This window comes from Streptomyces sp. NPDC107654 (genome assembly GCF_055639035.1).
This window is the reverse complement of the sequence record NZ_JBVKBI010000004.1, coordinates 95,128-113,033: the sequence shown is the minus strand read 5'-3', so window position 1 is coordinate 113,033 and position 17,906 is coordinate 95,128. Positions and strand designations below refer to the sequence as shown.

Genomic DNA, 17,906 nt, shown 5'->3' with positions numbered 1-17,906 from the left:
CGACGACCGAGAAAGGACCTCCGGTGAGCCGTATCCCGACCTGTGTACTGAGCGACGCGTGCCCGCCCCGGACCAGCGGCGGGCACGCGGTGGACCGCTACGTCGAGATCGGGTCCCTGACGAAGGCGTTCACCGGCACGCTGCTCGCCCGGCTCGCGGAGGCGGGCACGGTCCGTCTCGACGACCCCGTCGAACGGTGGCTCCCGGCGCCGCCCGGCACGGGCATCACGCTGCTCGGCCTCGCGCGGCACACCTCCGGACTCCCCCGGCTGCCGCCCCGCGTCGGGCGCCGGGACCCGTACGCGGGCTTCGACCGGGCGGAGTTGCTGCGGCTGGTACGCGGCCTGGACAGCCTCGCCGTACGCCCGCCGGGGGACGAGGAGTACTCCAACCTGGGGTACGCCGTCCTCGGCGCGGCCCTGGCGGCGGCGGGCGGGGCCGGCTACGAGGAACTGCTGGAGACCCACGTCCTGCGCCCGCTGGAGGTCGGCGAGGTGACGGCCCGTCCGCCCGCCGGACGGCGACTGACGGCGCCCGGGCTGCTGCCCGGCACCCGCCGCAGGCCCTGGACGATGGACGGGGCGATCCTCCCGGCGGGCGGGCTGTGGGCCACGCCCCGCGCCGTCGCCGACCTCGTCGTACGGCTGCTGGTGGAGCGGCGGCTGGGCGAGCCGGCCGTCAGCTGGCGGACGGCGGGTGCGCTGCGCTGGCACAACGGCGCCACCGGTGACGCGTCGGTGTTCGCCGGGGCGATGGCGGACGGGCGCTGGGTGGTGGTCCACCGGCTGGGCGGACGGTCGGAGGACACGGACCGCACCGCCGTACGGCTGATGGCCCCCTGAGGACCCCTCACGGACCTCAGGCCCCTCAGGCCCCGATACGACGAGGTCCCCTCCCGCGATCGCGGGAGGGGACCTCGTGTGTGGAGCGCCGGGCAGGCCTTGCACCTGCATCTCCCCGCAGGAAGCGGGGCGTCTTTCCTTGGACCACCAACGCATCACCTGGTGCCGGTTTCCCGGCGGCCGGTGCGTGATCAACTATAGCGCACCGGCGCCGGGTGACACCACGTCGGATCGGCCGGGGCGTCGGATCAGATGAGGCCGAGACCGCGGACCGCTTCGCGCTCCTCCGCCAGCTCCTGGACGGAGGCGTCGATGCGGGCGCGGGAGAACTCGTTGATGTCCAGGCCCTGGACGATCTCGTACTTGCCGTCCTTGCAGGTGACCGGGAAGGAGGAGATCAGGCCCTCCGGAACGCCGTAGGAGCCGTCCGACGGGATGCCCATGGAGGTCCAGTCGCCCTCGGCGGTGCCGTTGACCCACGTGTACACGTGGTCGATGGCGGCGTTGGCGGCGGAGGCGGCGGAGGACGCCCCACGGGCCTCGATGATCGCGGCACCGCGCTTGGCGACGGTCGGGATGAAGTCCTCGGCCAGCCACTTCTCGTCGTTCACGACCTCGGCGGCGTTCTTGCCGGCGACCGTGGCGTGGAAGATGTCCGGGTACTGGGTGGCGGAGTGGTTGCCCCAGATGGTGAGCCGCTTGATGTCGGCGACCGTCGAGCCCGTCTTCTTCGCCAGCTGGGTCAGCGCGCGGTTGTGGTCCAGGCGGGTCATCGCGGTGAAGCGCTCGGCCGGGACGTCCGGCGCGGCGGCCTGGGCGATGAGGGCGTTGGTGTTGGCCGGGTTGCCGACGACGAGGACCTTGATGTCGTCCGCGGCGTGGTCGTTGATGGCCTTGCCCTGCGGCTTGAAGATGCCGCCGTTGGCCTCCAGCAGGTCACCGCGCTCCATGCCCTTGGTGCGCGGGCGGGCGCCCACCAGCAGGGCTACGTTCGCGCCGTCGAAGGCGACGTTCGGGTCGTCGGTGATCTCGATGCCCTGGAGCAGCGGGAACGCGCAGTCGTCCAGCTCCATGGCCGTGCCCTCGGCGGCCTTCAGCGCCGGGGTGATCTCCAGCAGGCGCAGCTTGACCGGCACGTCCGCGCCGAGCAGCTGGCCGGAGGCGATGCGGAAGAGCAGGGCGTAACCGATCTGGCCGGCCGCGCCGGTGACGGTGACGTTCACGGGAGTGCGGGTCATGGCGTTCTCCGTATGACAGCTGGCGGTGGGGCGTCCCTGCCCCGGGCGGATGATCGATCTCTTGGCATCAAGAGAGATCAGCGGTCAGGCTATCGCGCATCCGGCAGGTGAGACGTGCGGGGCCGTGTGGCTCACCCCACAAGGGGATCAGCAGGGACGTATCGCCGCCGGAGCGGGGCGCGAAGGGCGCGGGAGAAGGGCACGGAGAGGGGAACGGGAAAGGCGGCCGCCCGTCCGGGAGAGGTGGGACGGAGGCGGCCGCCGATGGGGGGTACCGGCTTGCCGGACTCCCGTGGGGGTACGTTTCGCGTGCCCAGGATTCCGGCCGGCTATGCGCGGCGAGCGGAATTTCCCCCACCTCTTTTCGTTCCGCCCTTCACTTCGCGCCGCCAGGCCCGCGCGTCACTCCGTGCAACCCGTCTGGCCGGTGGCGAGCGTGGCGCACGCCCGGGCCCGCGCGGGGTTCCCCACGGCGACCATCGGGGTGTAGCCGATGGTGTCGCCGGCGGCCGTGATGTCGCCCGCCTGCCGGGCCCTGCCCACGGTCACCCGCACGGTGTCGCCCGGTGAGCCGCCGGTGATCCGGCCCCAGGCCGTGCCGCACGCCTTGCTGTAGCGGACCTCCAGGGTGGTGGTGCCGACGGTGGCGGTCTTGGCGGTGGTCACCAGCTCGCCGCTGCAGCCCATGGCCTCCGCGTCCTTGCCGGTGCAGGCGGTGCCGGTGCACCTCACGCCGGGGGGCGGGCTGGTCCGGGACGACGCCGACGGTGCGGCCGCCTTCCCGGCGCCCGCGCTCTCGTGGCCGTCGCCGCCCCGGTGGGTGAAGAGGAACACCCCCGCGATGAGCGCGCCGACGCCGACCAGCCCCGCCAGGAACATCACCACCTGTTGCCGCTCCACGCGCCACCGGCCCGACGGGGCCGGTGACCGGGCGCCCTGGGGAGCGCCGGCGTCGGAGGTGCGGGCGGGGGCGTCTGGGGTGCGGGCGGGCGTGCCTCGGGTGCCGGTGGGTGCGGAGGGGGCGCCGGCGAGGCCCGGCGGAGTCTCGGCGCCGGCGGGCGGGGTGCCGGCAGGGCTCGCAGGAGTGCCGGCAGGGCTCGCAGGAGTGCCGGCAGGGCTCGCAGGGGTGCCGGCACGGCCCGGCGGCGTGTCCGCACGGCCCGACGGAGTGCCGGCACGGCCGGGAAGGGCGTCGGCACCCCGGGAGGTGTCGGCGCGGCCCGCAAGGGCGTCGACGCGGCCCGGCGGCGTGTCGGCGCGGCCCCAGGAGATGTCCGCACGGCCCGTTCCGGTGCCGGGGCCGCCGGCCGCGGGGCGGGGTGCCGGGCGGGCGCTCGCCTGGGACGGGCCCCGGTAGCCCGCCAGGCCCCAGGAGTTCCTGGGGGGAGCGTCGGCAGGAGTGGAGCCGGTACGGGAATCGCCGTCCCCGCTGCCCTTGCCGCGCGGCACGCTGTCCCGGACGTCGGCGTCCGAGCCCGTCGGCTGGGCCGGGATCGCCGGCTGCGCCGGGGCCGTCGGGGGGTCACCGGCGGGACGGGCGGTCCCCGCCGCCGTGCCGGCACGGCCCCCCGCCCTCGCGGACGCACCCTCCCCCGCCGCTGCCGCCAGGTCGCCGAGGGCCGCCCGGGCCTGCGCCACGCGGAGGGCGTCCATCGTGTGGTCGTGACGCGACTCCGCCCGGTTCCAGGCGCGTTCGGCCAGCTCCCACAGGGTGGTCAGGTGGCCGGTGTGACCGCCGGTGGCCTCGGCGAGTGCGATGACCGCGCCCTTGGGCGCGAGCAGCCGGCCGTCCAGGTACCGCTCCCAGGACGTCCTGCTGTAGCCCGTGCGGTCGGCCAGAGCCGCGATGCCCAGGCCACTGCGGTCCACCAACTCCCGCAACTGGCCGGTGAACTCCTTGATCTGCGGTTCCAGATCCCCCGGCAGGGCCTTCCAGCGAGGCATCGCCTACCCCCTCTTCCCCTTCTTCCCCCGTGTTCCTTGCCGCGCGTTGTGCGCTGACCAAGGATCCCAGTTCCGGAAGGGGCGGCGCACCGGAGCGGGTGGTCAGCCGCCCGGGGTGACCAGTCCGGTCTCGTACGCCAGCACCACCGCCTGCGCCCGGCTGCCCAGGTCGAGCTTGGTCATGGTGCGGTTGAGGTGGGTCTTGACGGTGGCCTCGCTGATGTACAGGCGGTCGGCGATCTCCAGGTTGGACAGGCCGCGGGCGGTGAGCTTGAGGACCTCCACCTCGCGCGAGGTGAGGACGCCCAGGTCGGGCGGGGGCGCGGTGTCGGCGGGTTCCTGCTGCCGGGCGAAGGCCTCCACCAGGCGCCGGGTGACACTGGGCGCGAAGAGCGCGTCACCGCCGTCGACCGCCGTGACCGCCGCCAGCAGCCGCTCGGGGCCGGAGTCCTTCAGCAGGAACCCGGAGGCTCCGGCGCGCAGTGCCCCGTACACGTACTCGTCCAGGTCGAAGGTGGTCAGCACGAGGACCCGGGGCGGGCGGTCGGCGGCCTGGGCGAGGATCCGTTCGGTGGCCTCGATGCCGTTCACACCGGGCATCCGGATGTCCATGAGGATGACATCGGGACGGGTTTCGGCGGCGAGCCGTACCGCCTCCTCGCCGTCCCCCGCCTCGCCCACCACCTCGAAACCGGGCGCGGCGTCCAGCAGGCCGACGAGTCCGGCGCGGATGAGGAACTGGTCGTCCACGACGAGCACTCTGGTCATTCCGTACGGTCGTCCCCCTCGGCCGTGCGTCGACCGTCACCGCTCCGCGTCCGGGGCACCCCCTCGGCCGCGTTCGGCGGCCGAGGTCGGCAGGGTCAGCCGGACCTGGTAGCCGCCCTCGGAGCGTGGGCCGACGCTGATCGTCCCACCGTAGAGCTTGGCCCGCTCGCGCATGCCGATCAAGCCATGGCCACTGCCTGTCGGCACTCTGGCCGGATCGGCGCCCTCGCCGTCGTCGGTGACCCGGACGGTCAACTCGTGTGATCCGTAACGGAGTTCGACGCATGCGTGTGCGGGACCGGCGTGTTTGAGGGCGTTGGTGAGGGCCTCCTGGACGACGCGGTAGGCACACAGTTCGACGCCGGGCGGCAGCGGGCGGGCGGTGCCCTCGACGGCGAGGTCCACGGGCAGGCCGCCGGCCCGGACCCGGTCCACGAGCTCGCCGAGCCGGGCCAGGGTGGGCATGGGGGCCCGCTGGGGGGCCTCGGGGTCCTCCTCGCGCAGCACCTGGAGCATGCGGCGCAGCTCCTCCAGGGCCTCGCCGCTGGTGTCCGCTATGGTGCCGAGCGCGCCGCGCGCCTTGCCGGGGTCGGAGTCGAAGACGAACCGGGCGAGGCCGGCCTGCACGGAGATGACCGACATGTGGTGGGCGACGACGTCGTGCAGTTCGCGGGCGATCCGGCCGCGTTCCTCGGCGACCGCTCGCCGGGCCCGCTCGGCCTGTTCGGCGCGCAGCCGCCGGGTGAGTTCGGCGGTACGGCGGGCCAGGTGCCCGAACCAGACCAGCACCGAGCAGTACAGCACGGCCTGCCCGAACACGGAGGCCATGGACGGGCTGTGGCTGACCACGCCGGCGTAGACCCAGAGCGCGGCCAGGCAGCCGGCGCAGGCCAGGGCGGTGCGCACCGGGCGGACCGAGGCCACCGTGTACAGGGCGAGCATGGCGCCGAAGGTGCACACCACCGGCCAGTAGCCGAGGGTGACGAAGGCGGCCGCGGCGGCCTCGACGACGGCGAAGACGATCAGGGGGCCGCGGCCGCGCAGGGCGACCGGGAGGTGGGCGAGCGCGACGAGGGCGTAGGCGCGGGCGTCGAGTTCCGGCCATCCCTGTGACCGGGACTCCTGTCCGAGCAGAACGGCCACCACGGTCATCGCCACCGCGATCAGCGCGTCCACGACCAGCGGGCGGGGGGTCCTCAGTCGCATCGCCGCAGGGTAGCCCCCATGCTCGTGCCCCGCAGTCAACCGGCGGAGTACCGCGGAAGTTGCAGCGCCCGGGCGACTACCGCGCACGGTGGTACGGCCGTTCAACCCGGGGGCGGAGGCGGCGCGCGACGGGCGGCCGTAGCGTCGGAGAGGGGGATACGGCGGTGGCCCGCGTCCCCGGGGGAGGCGCGGGCCACCTGCCGTACGCGGCACGCTACTTGGCGAGTGTGAAGTGCAGGATGTCCTTCAGGAACGGCATCTTCAGCAGCGGGTCGGGCTGGATCATCAGCGCGAGCAGGGAGATCACCAGGCCGAGGACGCCGTAGGTGGCGATGTCCGTGAAGCGGGAGCGGACGGCGAGCATGCCGACGCTCGGCAGCATCCAGCGCAGCACCGCGCCGGCCAGCAGGGCGGCGCCTATCAGGAGGGTGCCGATGCGGAGCATGTCGAGCGCGGTCAGCAGCAGGCCGAGGGCGACCGCCGACAGCACCACCAGCATGGGCCACTGACGGGCGGGCGCCGGGGCGTCGCCGGCCGCGGCCCGGCCGCCGCCCTCCGGTCGGGCGGTGTCCCTCGTGAACAGCGGGAAGCGGCGGGTGACGCGGCGCGGGCGTCCCTGCGCGTCCGGGGCGCTCACGGCGTCACGCACGGTCGGTTCCGCCTGCTCGCGGGTGTCCTGTTCCCGGGTGTCCTGCCCGCGGGTGTCCTCAGCCGGCACTGCGCTCCGCCGCCTCGACCACGTTGACCAGCAGCTGCGCCCGGGTCATCGGGCCGACACCGCCGGGGTTCGGGGAGATCCAGCCGGCCACCTCGGTCACGTCCGGGTGGACGTCGCCGACGATCTTGCCCTCGGCGTTCCGGGAGACGCCGACGTCCAGGACGGCCGCGCCCGGCTTGACGTCCTCGGCGCGGATCAGGTGCGGGGAGCCGGCCGCCGCGATGACGATGTCGGCCCGCTTCAGGTGGGCGGAGAGATCACGGGTGCCGGTGTGGCACTGGGTGACGGTGGCGTTCTCGCTGCGCCGGGTGAGCAGCAGCGGCATCGGGCGGCCGATGGTGACACCGCGGCCGACGACCACGACCTCGGCGCCCTTGATCTCCACGCCGTGGCGGCGGAGCAGGGTGAGGATGCCGTTGGGGGTGCAGGGCAGCGGGGCCGGCTCGTTCAGGACCAGGCGGCCCAGGTTCATCGGGTGCAGGCCGTCGGCGTCCTTGGCCGGGTCCATCAGCTCCAGGACGCGGTTCTCGTCGATGCCCTTGGGCAGCGGCAGCTGGACGATGTAACCGGTGCAGGCCGGGTCCTCGTTCAGCTCGCGGACGACCGCCTCGATCTCCTCCTGGGTGGCGGTGGCCGGCAGCTCGCGCTGGATGGAGGCGATGCCCACCTGGGCGCAGTCGCGGTGTTTGCCGGCGACGTACTTCTGGCTGCCGGGGTCGTCCCCGACCAGGATCGTGCCGAGGCCGGGCGTGACGCCCTTCTCCTTCAGCGCCGCCACGCGGGCGGTCAGATCGGACTTGATCTCGGCTGCGGTGGCCTTGCCATCGAGAATCTGGGCGGTCATGGTCCCATCCTCGCGGATGACCCGGCCCCGGTTCCAATCCGGGTGTCCCCCGATCCCACGGCGGACGTCACAGCCGATGTCACAGCATGATCAGCGATGTTGCACTTGCACAACACCCGACCTTCCGGCTGGACAAGTAAGAGCCTGTTAAAGAACGATGAGCACACAGTGCCGCGGGCAGTGCCGGGGGGACGGACCGCATCTGTAGAACTTTCCTCCGAACCGTGCTGCGCGTCGTCCCCGCACTTGAGCAAACGGAGGAAGACCGCCATGAGCTTTGGCGACCCCAACAACCCCTACGGTGCGCCGCAGGGCCAGCAGCCCGGTTACCCGCCGCAGCAGCCGCAGGGCCAGCCGGGGTACGGCTACCCGGCCGCCCCGCAGGGCCAGCCCGGTTACGGCTACCCGGCCGCCCCGCCGCTCGGGCAGCCCGGCTACGGCGTCCCGATGGAGATGCCCGGCCTGATGAAGACGGCGCGGGTGCTGCTGTTCGTCCTGGCCGGCTTCCAGCTCCTGTTCGGCCTGCTCGTGGGCGCCCTCATCGGCGCTGCCCAGGACGTGTCCAACGGGGTCGGCTCCGGCGACAGCACCGACGGCCTGGCCGGTCTCGGATTCCTCCTGGTGGGTCTGCTGCTGGCGCTGGGCGCGCTGTCGATCTTCCTGGGCGTGAAGTTCAAGAACGGTGGCAACGGCATCCGCGTCACCACGATCGTCTACGCGGCACTGATGATCCTCGGCGGCATCAGCAACATGGTGAGCGGCGGCAACGGTTCCGCCACCTTCGGCGGCCTGATCTCGCTGGCGATCGCCGGCATCATCCTCGCGTCGATGGTCACCAGCTCGGCCTCCGCCTGGTTCAACCGCCCGCGGTACTGAGCCGCGGGGGGCGCCTGCACACTCCAGGGCCGCGTTCCGTCCGTCCGGACGGGGTGCGGCCCGGTGTGTTTCCCGGGCCGGACGGTCGCCGATGCGCTTGGCGACGGCCTTCTCGGTGACGAACAGGGCTTGGGTGGCGCCCGCGTGGGAGCGGCCGTACGCAAAGGCGTGGTCCCGCCCGTCGGAGGACGGGCGGGACCATACGGAGGCGGCGGGGCCGCTCGGCGGGATCAGTGGAAGAAGTGGCGCGTGCCCGTGAAGTACATGGTCACGCCCGCCTTCTTGGCGGCCTCCACGACCTGCTCGTCCCGGATCGAGCCGCCCGGCTGGACGATCGCCCGGACACCGGCGCCGATGAGGATCTCGGGGCCGTCGGGGAAGGGGAAGAAGGCGTCGGAGGCCGCGTAGGCGCCCCGGGCCCGCTCCTCGCCGGCCCGCTCGACGGCCAGCTTGCAGGAGTCGACGCGGTTGACCTGGCCCATGCCGACGCCGACCGAGGCGCCGTCCTTGGCGAGCAGGATCGCGTTGGACTTCACCGCGCGGCAGGCCTTCCAGGCGAAGGCGAGCTGCCGGAGCTCGTCCGCGCTCAGCGCCTCACCGCTCGCCAGCGTCCAGTTGGCCGGGTCGTCGCCGTCGGCCTGGAGCCGGTCGGCGGCCTGGAGCAGCGCGCCGCCGTCGATCGGCTTGACCTCGACCGGGTGGGCCGGGGCGTCGGGGCAGCGCAGCACGCGGATGTTCTTCTTCTTGGTGAGGGCCTCCAGCGCGCCCTCCTCGTAGTCCGGGGCCACGATGACCTCGGTGAAGATCTCCGCGACCTGCTCGGCCATCTCCTTGCTGACCGGCCGGTTGACGGCGATCACACCGCCGTACGCGGAGACCGGGTCGCAGGCGTGCGCCTTGCGGTGCGCCTCGGCGACGTCCGCGCCGACCGCGATGCCGCAGGGGTTGGCGTGCTTGATGATCGCGACACAGGGCTCGTCGTGGTCGTACGCGGCACGGCGGGCGGCGTCCGTGTCCGTGTAGTTGTTGTACGACATCTCCTTGCCGTGCAGCTGCTCGGCGGCCGCGAGTCCGCCCTCGCCGGAGGTGTAGAGGGCGGCGGGCTGGTGCGGGTTCTCGCCGTAGCGCAGGGTGTGCGCGCGCTCCAGGGTGGTGCCGATGAACTCGGGGAACGCGGAGTCGTCGGCGGGGGCGTACGCGGAGGCGAACCAGGAGGCGACGGCGATGTCGTACTCGGCGGTGTGCCGGAAGGCCTCGGCGGCCAGGCGCTTGCGGGCGGCGAGGTCGAAGCCGCCGTCCTTCACCGCGGTGAGGACGTCGGCGTACCGCTGCGGGCTGGTGACCACGGCGACGGACGGGTGGTTCTTGGCGGCGGCGCGGACCATCGAGGGGCCGCCGATGTCGATCTGCTCGACGCACTCGTCGGGCGAGGCACCGGAGGCGACGGTCTCCCGGAACGGGTAGAGGTTGACGACGACCAGGTCGAACGGCTCCACGCCCAGCCCGGCGAGCTGCTCGCGGTGGCTGTCCAGACGCAGGTCGGCGAGGATGCCCGCGTGCACCTTCGGGTGCAGGGTCTTCACCCGGCCGTCCAGGCACTCGGGGAAGCCGGTCAGCTCCTCGACCTTGGTGACGGGGACACCGGCGGCGGCGATCCGGCCGGCCGTGGAACCGGTGGAGACCAGCTCCACACCGGCCTCGTGCAGCCCGCGGGCCAGCTCCTCCAGCCCGGTCTTGTCGTAGACGCTGACGAGCGCGCGACGGATGGCCCGCTTGTTGCTCTCGGCGGTCACTGGATAACTACCTTTCGTCCCTCAATGCGATAGCCGTTGCGGGCGAGCCGCCCCACGACCTCTACGAGCAGCCTTCGCTCGACTTCCTTGATGCGCTCGTGCAGCGCGCTCTCGTCGTCCTCGTCCCGGACCTCGACCACGCCCTGCGCGATGATCGGGCCGGTGTCGACGCCGTCGTCAACGAAGTGGACGGTGCAGCCGGTGACCTTGGCGCCGTACGCGAGCGCGTCACGGACGCCGTGGGCGCCGGGAAAACTGGGGAGCAGGGCGGGGTGGGTGTTCACGAAGCGTCCGCCGAAGCGGGCCAGGAACTCCTTGCCCACGATCTTCATGAAGCCGGCGGAGACGACGAGGTCGGGCTGGTGGGCGGCCACGGCTCCGGCGAGCGCGGCGTCCCACTCCTCACGGGAGCCGTGGTCCTTCACCCTGCACACGAAGGTGGTGATCCCGGCGCGCTCGGCGCGGGCCAGCCCCTCGATGCCGTCGCGGTCCGCGCCGACGGCCACGACCTGGGCGCCGTACGCCTCGGCGCCGACGGCGGCGATCTCGTCCAGGAGCGCCTGCAGGTTGGTACCGGATCCGGAGACCAGCACGACGAGGCGCTTGACCGCTGGGCCAGGGGTGGTGGCGGCCACGATGGGGCCCTTTCTCGGGTTGCGATCCGTGCACGGCCGTCGCCGACCGGGCGGTTTGTACAGTCGTACGAATGCTTCGCGCCCCGTTATACGGGGAAGTCTACGAAGCGGCCGACCGCCAGCAACGATACCGGCACTCGGGAAGGGCCCCTCGGGACGGGTGTCCGGCCGGACGGTAGCGTTCGCGAGGAGTCACGAAGGAGCATCCTCGGGAACGCGGTGGCCGTGCGGTGCGTTCACGGGGTGGAAGCTCATGACGGACTGCCGTAGTCACCTAGGGGAAGACGCTCTTTTGATGCCCGATCGCAGCCTGCGACTCCTCACGTTCCCGCCGCGCCCGGCCCAGGGGGGCGAGGCCGGCGCAGCCCTGCTGCGGGAGCGCCCGACCTCCCCGCCGACGGACTCCCCCCGGGGCGGATCCGCCGGGGGTTCCGGAGCGGGCGCCCCGGGTGGTTCCGGGCGGGGCGGCTCGGACGGTGCGGGGCGAGGCGGCTCCGGGAGCGGCGGTCGGCGGCAGGACGACAATCCGTTCGCGCCGCCGCCGGAGGATGCGCCGGACCGTCCGTGGCAGCCGCGCCATCCCGGGGGCGCGGGCCAGGGGCAGGGTGCGGGCTGGGGTCCGGGGTACGGATCGGGTCGGGGGTACGGATCGGGTCCGGGGTATGGCGCCGGTCCCGGGCAGTGGCACGGTCAGGGACACGGACAGGGTCAGGGACACGGCCAGGGACAGGGACAGGGACACGGTCCGGGTCAGGGTCAGGGACACGGTCCGGGGCACGGTGGCGGTCAGTGGCCGGGTAACGGCCAGGGACAGGGGGGCGGTCAGTGGCCCGGCAACGGGCAGGGGACCGGTGACGGTCAGGGACCGGGTGGCGGCTCTCCCTGGGGCGGTCAGTGGAGTGACCAGCAGCCCGGGCGCTCCCCCGGCGGCTTCGGCGAGCGGCCGGGCGGTGGCCCGCAGGGGCCCGGCGGACCGGCCGGCCCCGGCATGCGCTGGGACCCGACGGACCCGGCCCAGCGCCGCGCGCGGTACGCCCTGCTCTCCGGCATGTGGGCGGTCTTCTTCGCCCTGTTCAGCTGGCCCTACGTAGCGCTGCTCCTGGGCGCGCTGGCCCTGTACTGGGGCAGCAGCGCGCTGCGTGCCAAGCCGCGCCGACCGGCCCCGGACGCCCCGGCGGCCGCGCCCGGCAGGCCCCAGACGACAGCGGCTGTCAGCGGCCTGGTCACGGCGTCCCTGGCCCTGGTCCTGGTGGCGTCGACGTTCACCGTCCAGCTCGTGTACCGCGACTACTACACCTGTGTGGACGACGCCCTCACCCACGAGGCCAAGCAGTCCTGCGAGACCCTGCTGCCCCGGGAGCTGCGCGGCGTACTGGGCGTCGAGAACGGCTGAGGTCGCTCACTCACCGGAGTCCGGACGCGGATCGGGGCGGGAGTCCGGGCCCGTATCCGTGCCCGGGCTCGTGCCTGGGTCCGCGCCGGGCTGAGGCTCGGTGGCCGCCGCCTCCTTCAGGGCCGCCCAGCGGGAGGCCCGGGCGACGTCGTCGTGCCAGCCGGCGGGGAACGGCTCGGTGAACGAGGCCGGGAAGCGCGCCGGGAACATGGACGGGAACGCGTCCTCGGCGGGGAGTGCCTCGTACGGTTCCTCCTCGGCCGCGTATCCCGCCCCGCCCGCGACCCCCGCCCGGACGGGCGTACCCCCCTTGCCGGCGTTCCTGCTCCTCCCCCGCAACGAGAGATGGGACGCGCTTCCGTCGTCGGCCGGCTCCGCGTCCGGCACCGTGGCCGCCCCCGCTCCGGCGCCTTTCCGCTCACCCGCCCGGGCTGACTTCCCCACCGACTCCCCAGCCGCCGACGTCCCGGCCACCGGCTCCCCAGCCGACGCCTCCGCGGACAGCGCCTGCGCAGACGACGACTCCGCGGACAGCGCCTCCGCAGACGACGACGTCTCCTCTGCGGCGGTAGCCGCTTCCGTAGCCGCCGAGGGTGCCGAGGGTGCCGTAACCGCTGCCGCCGTCGTCGTCCCGGCCGCCGCCTTCCCGCCCCGCGTCCCCTTCGGGGCCGTACCCGCCGCCCCACCCGCCGTCTCCATGCCCTGCGCCGGGAGGCCCTCGGAGTGCCGGCGCCGGCCGCGCAGCCTCCAGACCCGCGCGCCCAGTGCCACCGGCAGCGCGAAGACCAGCGTCCAGGCACCGGCCGCGCCCCCGGTCCGCCACCACATCGGGCCGAGGCGGGCCAGCGCGGCCACGCCCAGCGGGCCGCCCGCCAGTTCGGCGAGCAGGGCGAGTGCCGCCGCGCAGAACAGTGCCGTCAGCAGCACCACCCCTGCGGTCCGGCCGGCCGACCAGCGGGCCCGCGCCGGCGCGCCGGACTCCCGCCGTACGGCCGCCCGCGCCACGAACCACCCCGCCGTCATCCCGGCCACCGCCGGGATCACGCCCGCCGCCCAGTTCTGGGGCGTACCGGCACCCGGGTCCGGCACCGCGGCCAGCAGCGGGAACGGCGGCAGCAGCGGCGCGGGGTCGGAGGCGAGCGGGTCGACCAGGTGCCCGGCGCCGAGGAGGAAACCGGGGCCGAGCGCGTAGGACGCGGCCCAGACCGCGGCGTTGGGAACCAGGGCGATGCCGAGCAGCAGCACCGCGAAGCGTCCCGTCCAGCCCTCGGTCAGCTGCAGGAAGGACGCCCGCGCCGGCTCGCCGTGCCACACCAGGGACACCCCGACCAGCAGCGCGCCGCCCCCGAAGAGCACCGTCGTCGCGGCACCGGCGGCGCGTACGGCCGCACCCAGCCGGGCCCGTGCGTCCGTGCCGAACACCAGCCGCCGCACCGGACCCGGCAGCGCCCCCAGCACGCGGCGCAGGGGCTGGTGCGGACGGCCGTGCGCCGACCAGGCCCCGGCGCCGGCCGCGCTCGCCGCGAGGAGGGGCAGACACACCGTCACCCCGGTCCACTGCGGGCGCAGTTCGCCGCTGGAGCAGTACAGCGCCGCGGCGGCGCCCACACCCAGATAGCCGAGGACCACGCCCGTCCACGCGGTGCGCGCCCGTACCGGCGGAGGGCCGTCCGGCTCGGCCGACGCCTCGGTGGCGTCCCGCGCCGCCCGGTACACCAGCCACAGCGGCAGGGCGAGCAGCAGCAGCGGGGTGACGCCGACGGGCATCGGCACGCCGGAGAGCGTGTCGGTGCGGACCAGTTCCACGCCGTGCGCCAGCAGCCACAGGGCGGCGGCGATGTGCAGCGCCCCGTCCGGTCCGCTGTCCGGGTACGGCGAGCTGACCCACAGCATCATCACGAGCACCGCGAAGGAGGCGAGGCCCAGTCCGGCCGCGACGGCACCGCCCAGCAGGCCGGCGCCGAGTCCGGGCGAGCGGTCGCGCATCCGGGAGAGCAGGGGCGGGGACGACGGGCGGCGAGCGGTCATCTGGATCACGCACGCCATGCTCCCAACGACACGCGCTTTCCCGTCGTAACAGGCGAACCCCCGCTGTGTCGCTCAATATACGTTTATGTTCTTTTTCGTACGGAAGGGTGCATGGTGACGACGACACAGAGCCCCGAGCCGACGGCCTCTCAGCAATGCTCGGAACTGGTGAGCCTGACGCCCGCTCAGGCCTTCGACGCGCTGTACGCGTTCTGCGCCCCCGCCCTCGTACGGCAGACCTATCTGCTCACCGGGCGCCGGGAACTGGCCCGCGAGGCCGTGGAGCAGGCCTTCCAGCTGGCCTGGCAGCGCTGGCCGGAGGTGGCCCGGGACCGGGACCCGGCCGGCTGGGTACGGGCGGTGGCGTACGACTGCGCCCTCTCCCCCTGGCACCGCTTCCGCCCCCGCCACCGGTCCCCGGAACCCCCGCCCGCCGACCCGGCCCACTGGGAACTGCTGCACACGCTGCTCGGGCTGCCGGCCCCGTACCGGCGCACGCTCGTCCTGTACGACGGGGTGGGGCTCGACCTGCCGGAGACCGCGGCGGAGACGGAGGCGAGCACCCCGGCCGCCGCCAACCGGCTGACCCACGCGCGCGAGGCGGTGGCCGCGCGGCTGCCGGAACTGGCCGACCCCGCCGAGCTGCACCGCCGACTGCGCGAACTGGCCTCGGCCGAGCACCTGCGCGCGACCGGGCCGACGCTGGTGCGCACCGGGTGCGAACGCCGGAACGTCTTCTGGACCCGGGCCGCCATCGCCTTCACCGTCACGATCATCGGCGCGACGGCCCTCACGCTGCGCACGGCGCCGACCCGCTACGAGGCCCCGGTGGCCCCGGCCCAGGCGGTGCAGGGGGTCCCGCCACCGGCCGGCCTGGGACCGCTGTCCCGGTCGGAGCTGGCCCTGCGCGCCAAGCTGCACCGCTCGGAGTCGAGCGGCCCGGAGCGGGTGTTCCCAGAGGGGCGGTGAGGGGGCGGGCGCAGTGAGGGGGCCGGCGCTGTGTGCACCGGGCGTGGGCGGCACGTGAGCAGCGGGGCCCCGGAACGCCGGTAGGCCCGTCCCGGCGAAGGGACGGGCCTACCCGTGGCGGGACCGGCCTGCCGACGGCGAGCTGCGACGCTCAGACGGCGGAGCCGCGAAGCTCGGACGTCAGGCGTTGCACCTCCGACGCCCAGACGCCCAGACGCTCAGGCGCTCAGGCGCTCAGGCGCTCAGGCGCTCAGGCGCTCAGGCGCTCAGGCGCTGATCCTCAGGCGCTCAGGATCTCGCGGGCGAGCTTGGCGGTCTCGGTCGGGGTCTTGCCGACCTTGACGCCCGCGGCCTCCAGGGCCTCCTTCTTGGCCTGGGCGGTGCCGGAGGAGCCGGAGACGATGGCGCCGGCGTGGCCCATGGTCTTGCCCTCGGGCGCGGTGAAGCCCGCGACGTAGCCGACGACCGGCTTGGTCACGTTCTCCTTGATGAACGCGGCCGCGCGCTCCTCGGCGTCGCCGCCGATCTCACCGATCATCACGATCAGGTCGGTGTCGGGGTCGTCCTGGAACGCGGCCAGGGCGTCGATGTGCGTGGTGCCGATGATCGGGTCGCCACCGATGCCGACGGCGGTGGAGAAGCCGATGTCCCGCAGCTCGTACATCATCTGGTACGTCAGCGTGCCGGACTTCGACACCAGACCGATGCGGCCCGGCTTGGTGATGTCGCCCGGGATGATGCCGACGTTCGACTGGCCCGGGGTGATGATGCCGGGGCAGTTCGGGCCGATGATCCGGGTCTTGTTGCCCTTCTTGCCGGCGTACGACCAGAAGGCGGCCGTGTCGTGCACGGCGATGCCCTCGGTGATCACGACGGCCAGCGGGATCTCGGCGTCGATGGCCTCGACGACCGCGTCCTTGGTGAACTTCTCCGGCACGAAGATGACGGAGACGTTGGCGCCGGTCTTCTCGATGGCCTCCTTGACGGTCCCGAAGACGGGTACCTCGGTGCCGTCGAAGTCCACGGTCTGACCCGCCTTGCGCGGGTTCACGCCGCCCACGACCTGAGTGCCGTCACCGAGCATGAGCTTGGTGTGCTTCATGCCCGTGGCGCCGGTCATGCCCTGGACGATGACCTTGCTGTCCTTGTTGAGCCAGATAGCCATGGTGTGTTGTGTCCTCGTCCTGAGTGCTTACTTGGCGGCGTGGGCCAGCTCGGCGGCCTTGTCGGCCGCGCCGTCCATGGTGTCGACGCGCTGCACCAGCGGGTGGTTGGCGTCGGTGAGGATCTTCCGGCCCAGCTCGGCGTTGTTGCCGTCGAGGCGGACGACGAGCGGCTTCTCGACCTTCTCGCCGCGGTCCTCCAGGAGCTTCAGGGCCTGGACGATGCCGTTGGCGACCTCGTCGCAGGCGGTGATGCCGCCGAAGACGTTGACGAAGACGGACTTGACGTCCGGGTCGCCCAGGATGATCTCCAGGCCGTTCGCCATCACCTGGGCGGAGGCGCCACCACCGATGTCCAGGAAGTTGGCGGGCTTCACGCCGCCGTGGTTCTCACCGGCGTACGCGACGACGTCCAGGGTGCTCATGACGAGACCGGCGCCGTTGCCGATGATGCCGACCTCGCCGTCGAGCTTGACGTAGTTGAGGCCCTTCTCCTTGGCGGCCGCCTCGAGCGGGTTGGCGGCGGCCTTGTCGTGGAGCTCCTCGTACTCGGGGTGGCGGAACTCGGCGTTGTCGTCCAGCGACACCTTGCCGTCGAGGGCGATGACCTCGCCGGAGGCGACCTTCGCGAGCGGGTTGACCTCGACCAGGAGGGCGTCCGACTTGATGAAGGTGTCCCACAGCTTGACCAGGACGTTGACGACCTTGTCCGCGACCTCGGCCGGGAACTTGGCGGCCTCCACGATCTCGCGGGCCTTGGCCTCGTCCACACCGTCGATCGGGTCGATCGCGGTCTTGGCGACGGCCTCCGGGCGGGTGGCCGCCACCTCCTCGATCTCCACGCCGCCCTCTACGGAGGCGATGGAGAGGAAGGTGCGGTTCGCACGGTCGAGGAGGAAGGAGACGTAGTACTCCTCGAGGATCTCCGGAGCGGTCTCGGCGATCATGACCTTGTGGACCGTGTGGCCCTTGATGTCCATGCCGAGGATGTCCGTCGCGCGGGCGACGGCCTCGTCCGCGGTGGCGGCCAGCTTGACACCGCCGGCCTTGCCGCGACCACCGACCTTCACCTGCGCCTTGACGACGGACTTGCCGCCCAGACGCTCGGTGATCTCGCGCGCCGCCTCAGGCGTGTCGATGACTTCACCGGCCAGCACCGGTACATCGTGCTTGGCGAAGAGGTCCCTCGCCTGGTACTCGAACAGGTCCACGCGCTTCCGTCCCTATCAGTGATCTCGCGGTTCGTTGGATGCGTGGGCGTGCCGCGAAGGGCAACGTGACGTCCGCTTGTCACAAGGGAGGCGCACACGGTGTCCGAGCGCGCGGCATGTCCGTCTCGCAGGTTATCGCCGCTTGCGGGGGCTCCCTAAATCGAGGGTCACACGTGAGCGGTGATACCTGTCACATGATGCCGGGTTCCCTGGCACAGAGTGCCGTCCTATGGGTCCGGTACGGGCGGTGTGCGAGGCCTCACCGGGCTGGGGTCGAC

15 protein-coding genes are annotated in these 17,906 nt (G+C 73.2%); 4 read left to right on the top strand and 11 right to left on the bottom strand.

The window, feature by feature from the left end; translation table 11 throughout:
* Positions 1-23: 23 nt before the first annotated feature.
* Positions 24-842 carry a serine hydrolase domain-containing protein gene (locus ACZ7N4_RS08750; protein ID WP_471355322.1) on the top strand — a complete coding sequence of 273 codons (819 nt, stop codon included), beginning with the start codon at positions 24-26 and terminating at the stop codon, positions 840-842.
* 248 nt (positions 843-1,090) lie between these two features.
* Here ACZ7N4_RS08750 and ACZ7N4_RS08745 read toward each other — a convergent pair whose 3' ends face one another.
* The 6 genes from ACZ7N4_RS08745 to ACZ7N4_RS08720 form a co-directional block, all read right to left on the bottom strand.
* Complete coding sequence (locus tag ACZ7N4_RS08745; protein WP_471355320.1) at positions 1,091-2,080, bottom strand: malate dehydrogenase; 990 nt, start codon at positions 2,078-2,080, stop codon at positions 1,091-1,093.
* Positions 2,081-2,482: 402 nt separating this feature from the next.
* Positions 2,483-4,024, bottom strand: coding sequence for a helix-turn-helix domain-containing protein (locus tag ACZ7N4_RS08740; RefSeq protein WP_471355318.1), 1,542 nt, complete (start codon positions 4,022-4,024; stop codon positions 2,483-2,485).
* Between the two features lie 102 nt (positions 4,025-4,126).
* Complete coding sequence (locus tag ACZ7N4_RS08735; protein WP_471355316.1) at positions 4,127-4,792, bottom strand: response regulator; 666 nt, start codon at positions 4,790-4,792, stop codon at positions 4,127-4,129.
* Between the two features lie 36 nt (positions 4,793-4,828).
* Complete coding sequence (locus ACZ7N4_RS08730) at positions 4,829-5,998, bottom strand: sensor histidine kinase (protein ID WP_471355314.1); 1,170 nt, start codon at positions 5,996-5,998, stop codon at positions 4,829-4,831.
* A gap of 214 nt (positions 5,999-6,212) precedes the next feature.
* Positions 6,213-6,716: a DUF3017 domain-containing protein gene (locus ACZ7N4_RS08725; RefSeq protein ID WP_471355312.1), complete on the bottom strand. Its 504-nt coding sequence runs from the start codon at positions 6,714-6,716 to the stop codon at positions 6,213-6,215.
* Positions 6,706-7,560, bottom strand: coding sequence for a bifunctional methylenetetrahydrofolate dehydrogenase/methenyltetrahydrofolate cyclohydrolase (locus ACZ7N4_RS08720; RefSeq protein ID WP_189298337.1), 855 nt, complete (start codon positions 7,558-7,560; stop codon positions 6,706-6,708). Before ACZ7N4_RS08720 ends, ACZ7N4_RS08725 begins: the two co-directional genes overlap by 11 nt.
* Before the next feature lie 270 nt (positions 7,561-7,830).
* Here ACZ7N4_RS08720 and ACZ7N4_RS08715 point away from each other — a divergent pair, with 270 nt between their 5' ends.
* A complete protein-coding gene (locus tag ACZ7N4_RS08715; RefSeq protein ID WP_471355310.1) occupies positions 7,831-8,436 on the top strand; it encodes a hypothetical protein in 606 nt (201 codons plus the stop codon).
* Positions 8,437-8,666: 230 nt separating this feature from the next.
* On the opposite strand, the gene purH is transcribed toward ACZ7N4_RS08715, so the two are convergent.
* Together purH and purN are read right to left on the bottom strand one after the other, a co-directional pair.
* Entirely contained in the window at positions 8,667-10,229 is a 1,563-nt protein-coding gene (gene purH / locus ACZ7N4_RS08710) for a bifunctional phosphoribosylaminoimidazolecarboxamide formyltransferase/IMP cyclohydrolase (RefSeq protein WP_471355308.1), read from the bottom strand.
* Positions 10,226-10,864, bottom strand: a complete 639-nt coding sequence (purN, locus tag ACZ7N4_RS08705; protein ID WP_471355306.1) for a phosphoribosylglycinamide formyltransferase — start codon at positions 10,862-10,864, stop codon at positions 10,226-10,228. The genes purH and purN overlap by 4 nt, the downstream gene beginning before the upstream one ends.
* A gap of 295 nt (positions 10,865-11,159) precedes the next feature.
* Here purN and ACZ7N4_RS08700 point away from each other — a divergent pair, with 295 nt between their 5' ends.
* Positions 11,160-12,257 (top strand): hypothetical protein, encoded by a 1,098-nt coding sequence (locus ACZ7N4_RS08700; RefSeq protein ID WP_471355304.1) that lies wholly within the window; start codon positions 11,160-11,162, stop codon positions 12,255-12,257.
* A gap of 6 nt (positions 12,258-12,263) precedes the next feature.
* Here ACZ7N4_RS08700 and ACZ7N4_RS08695 read toward each other — a convergent pair whose 3' ends face one another.
* Positions 12,264-14,150: a cell division protein PerM gene (locus tag ACZ7N4_RS08695; protein ID WP_471356146.1), complete on the bottom strand. Its 1,887-nt coding sequence runs from the start codon at positions 14,148-14,150 to the stop codon at positions 12,264-12,266.
* Between ACZ7N4_RS08695 and ACZ7N4_RS08690 the strand changes: the two genes are divergently transcribed.
* Entirely contained in the window at positions 14,097-15,254 is a 1,158-nt protein-coding gene (locus ACZ7N4_RS08690) for an RNA polymerase sigma factor (RefSeq protein WP_471355302.1), read from the top strand. The two genes, ACZ7N4_RS08695 and ACZ7N4_RS08690, sit on opposite strands and share 54 nt — an antisense overlap.
* Before the next feature lie 280 nt (positions 15,255-15,534).
* Here the strand turns inward: ACZ7N4_RS08690 and sucD are convergent, their stop codons facing one another.
* Together sucD and sucC are read right to left on the bottom strand one after the other, a co-directional pair.
* Positions 15,535-16,419: a succinate--CoA ligase subunit alpha gene (gene sucD, locus ACZ7N4_RS08685; protein ID WP_361481037.1), complete on the bottom strand. Its 885-nt coding sequence runs from the start codon at positions 16,417-16,419 to the stop codon at positions 15,535-15,537.
* Between the two features lie 27 nt (positions 16,420-16,446).
* The gene (gene sucC, locus ACZ7N4_RS08680) at positions 16,447-17,628 is read right to left on the bottom strand and encodes an ADP-forming succinate--CoA ligase subunit beta (protein WP_471355299.1); all 1,182 of its coding nucleotides are present in this window, start codon (positions 17,626-17,628) and stop codon (positions 16,447-16,449) included.
* Between the last annotated feature and the right edge of the window lie 278 nt (positions 17,629-17,906).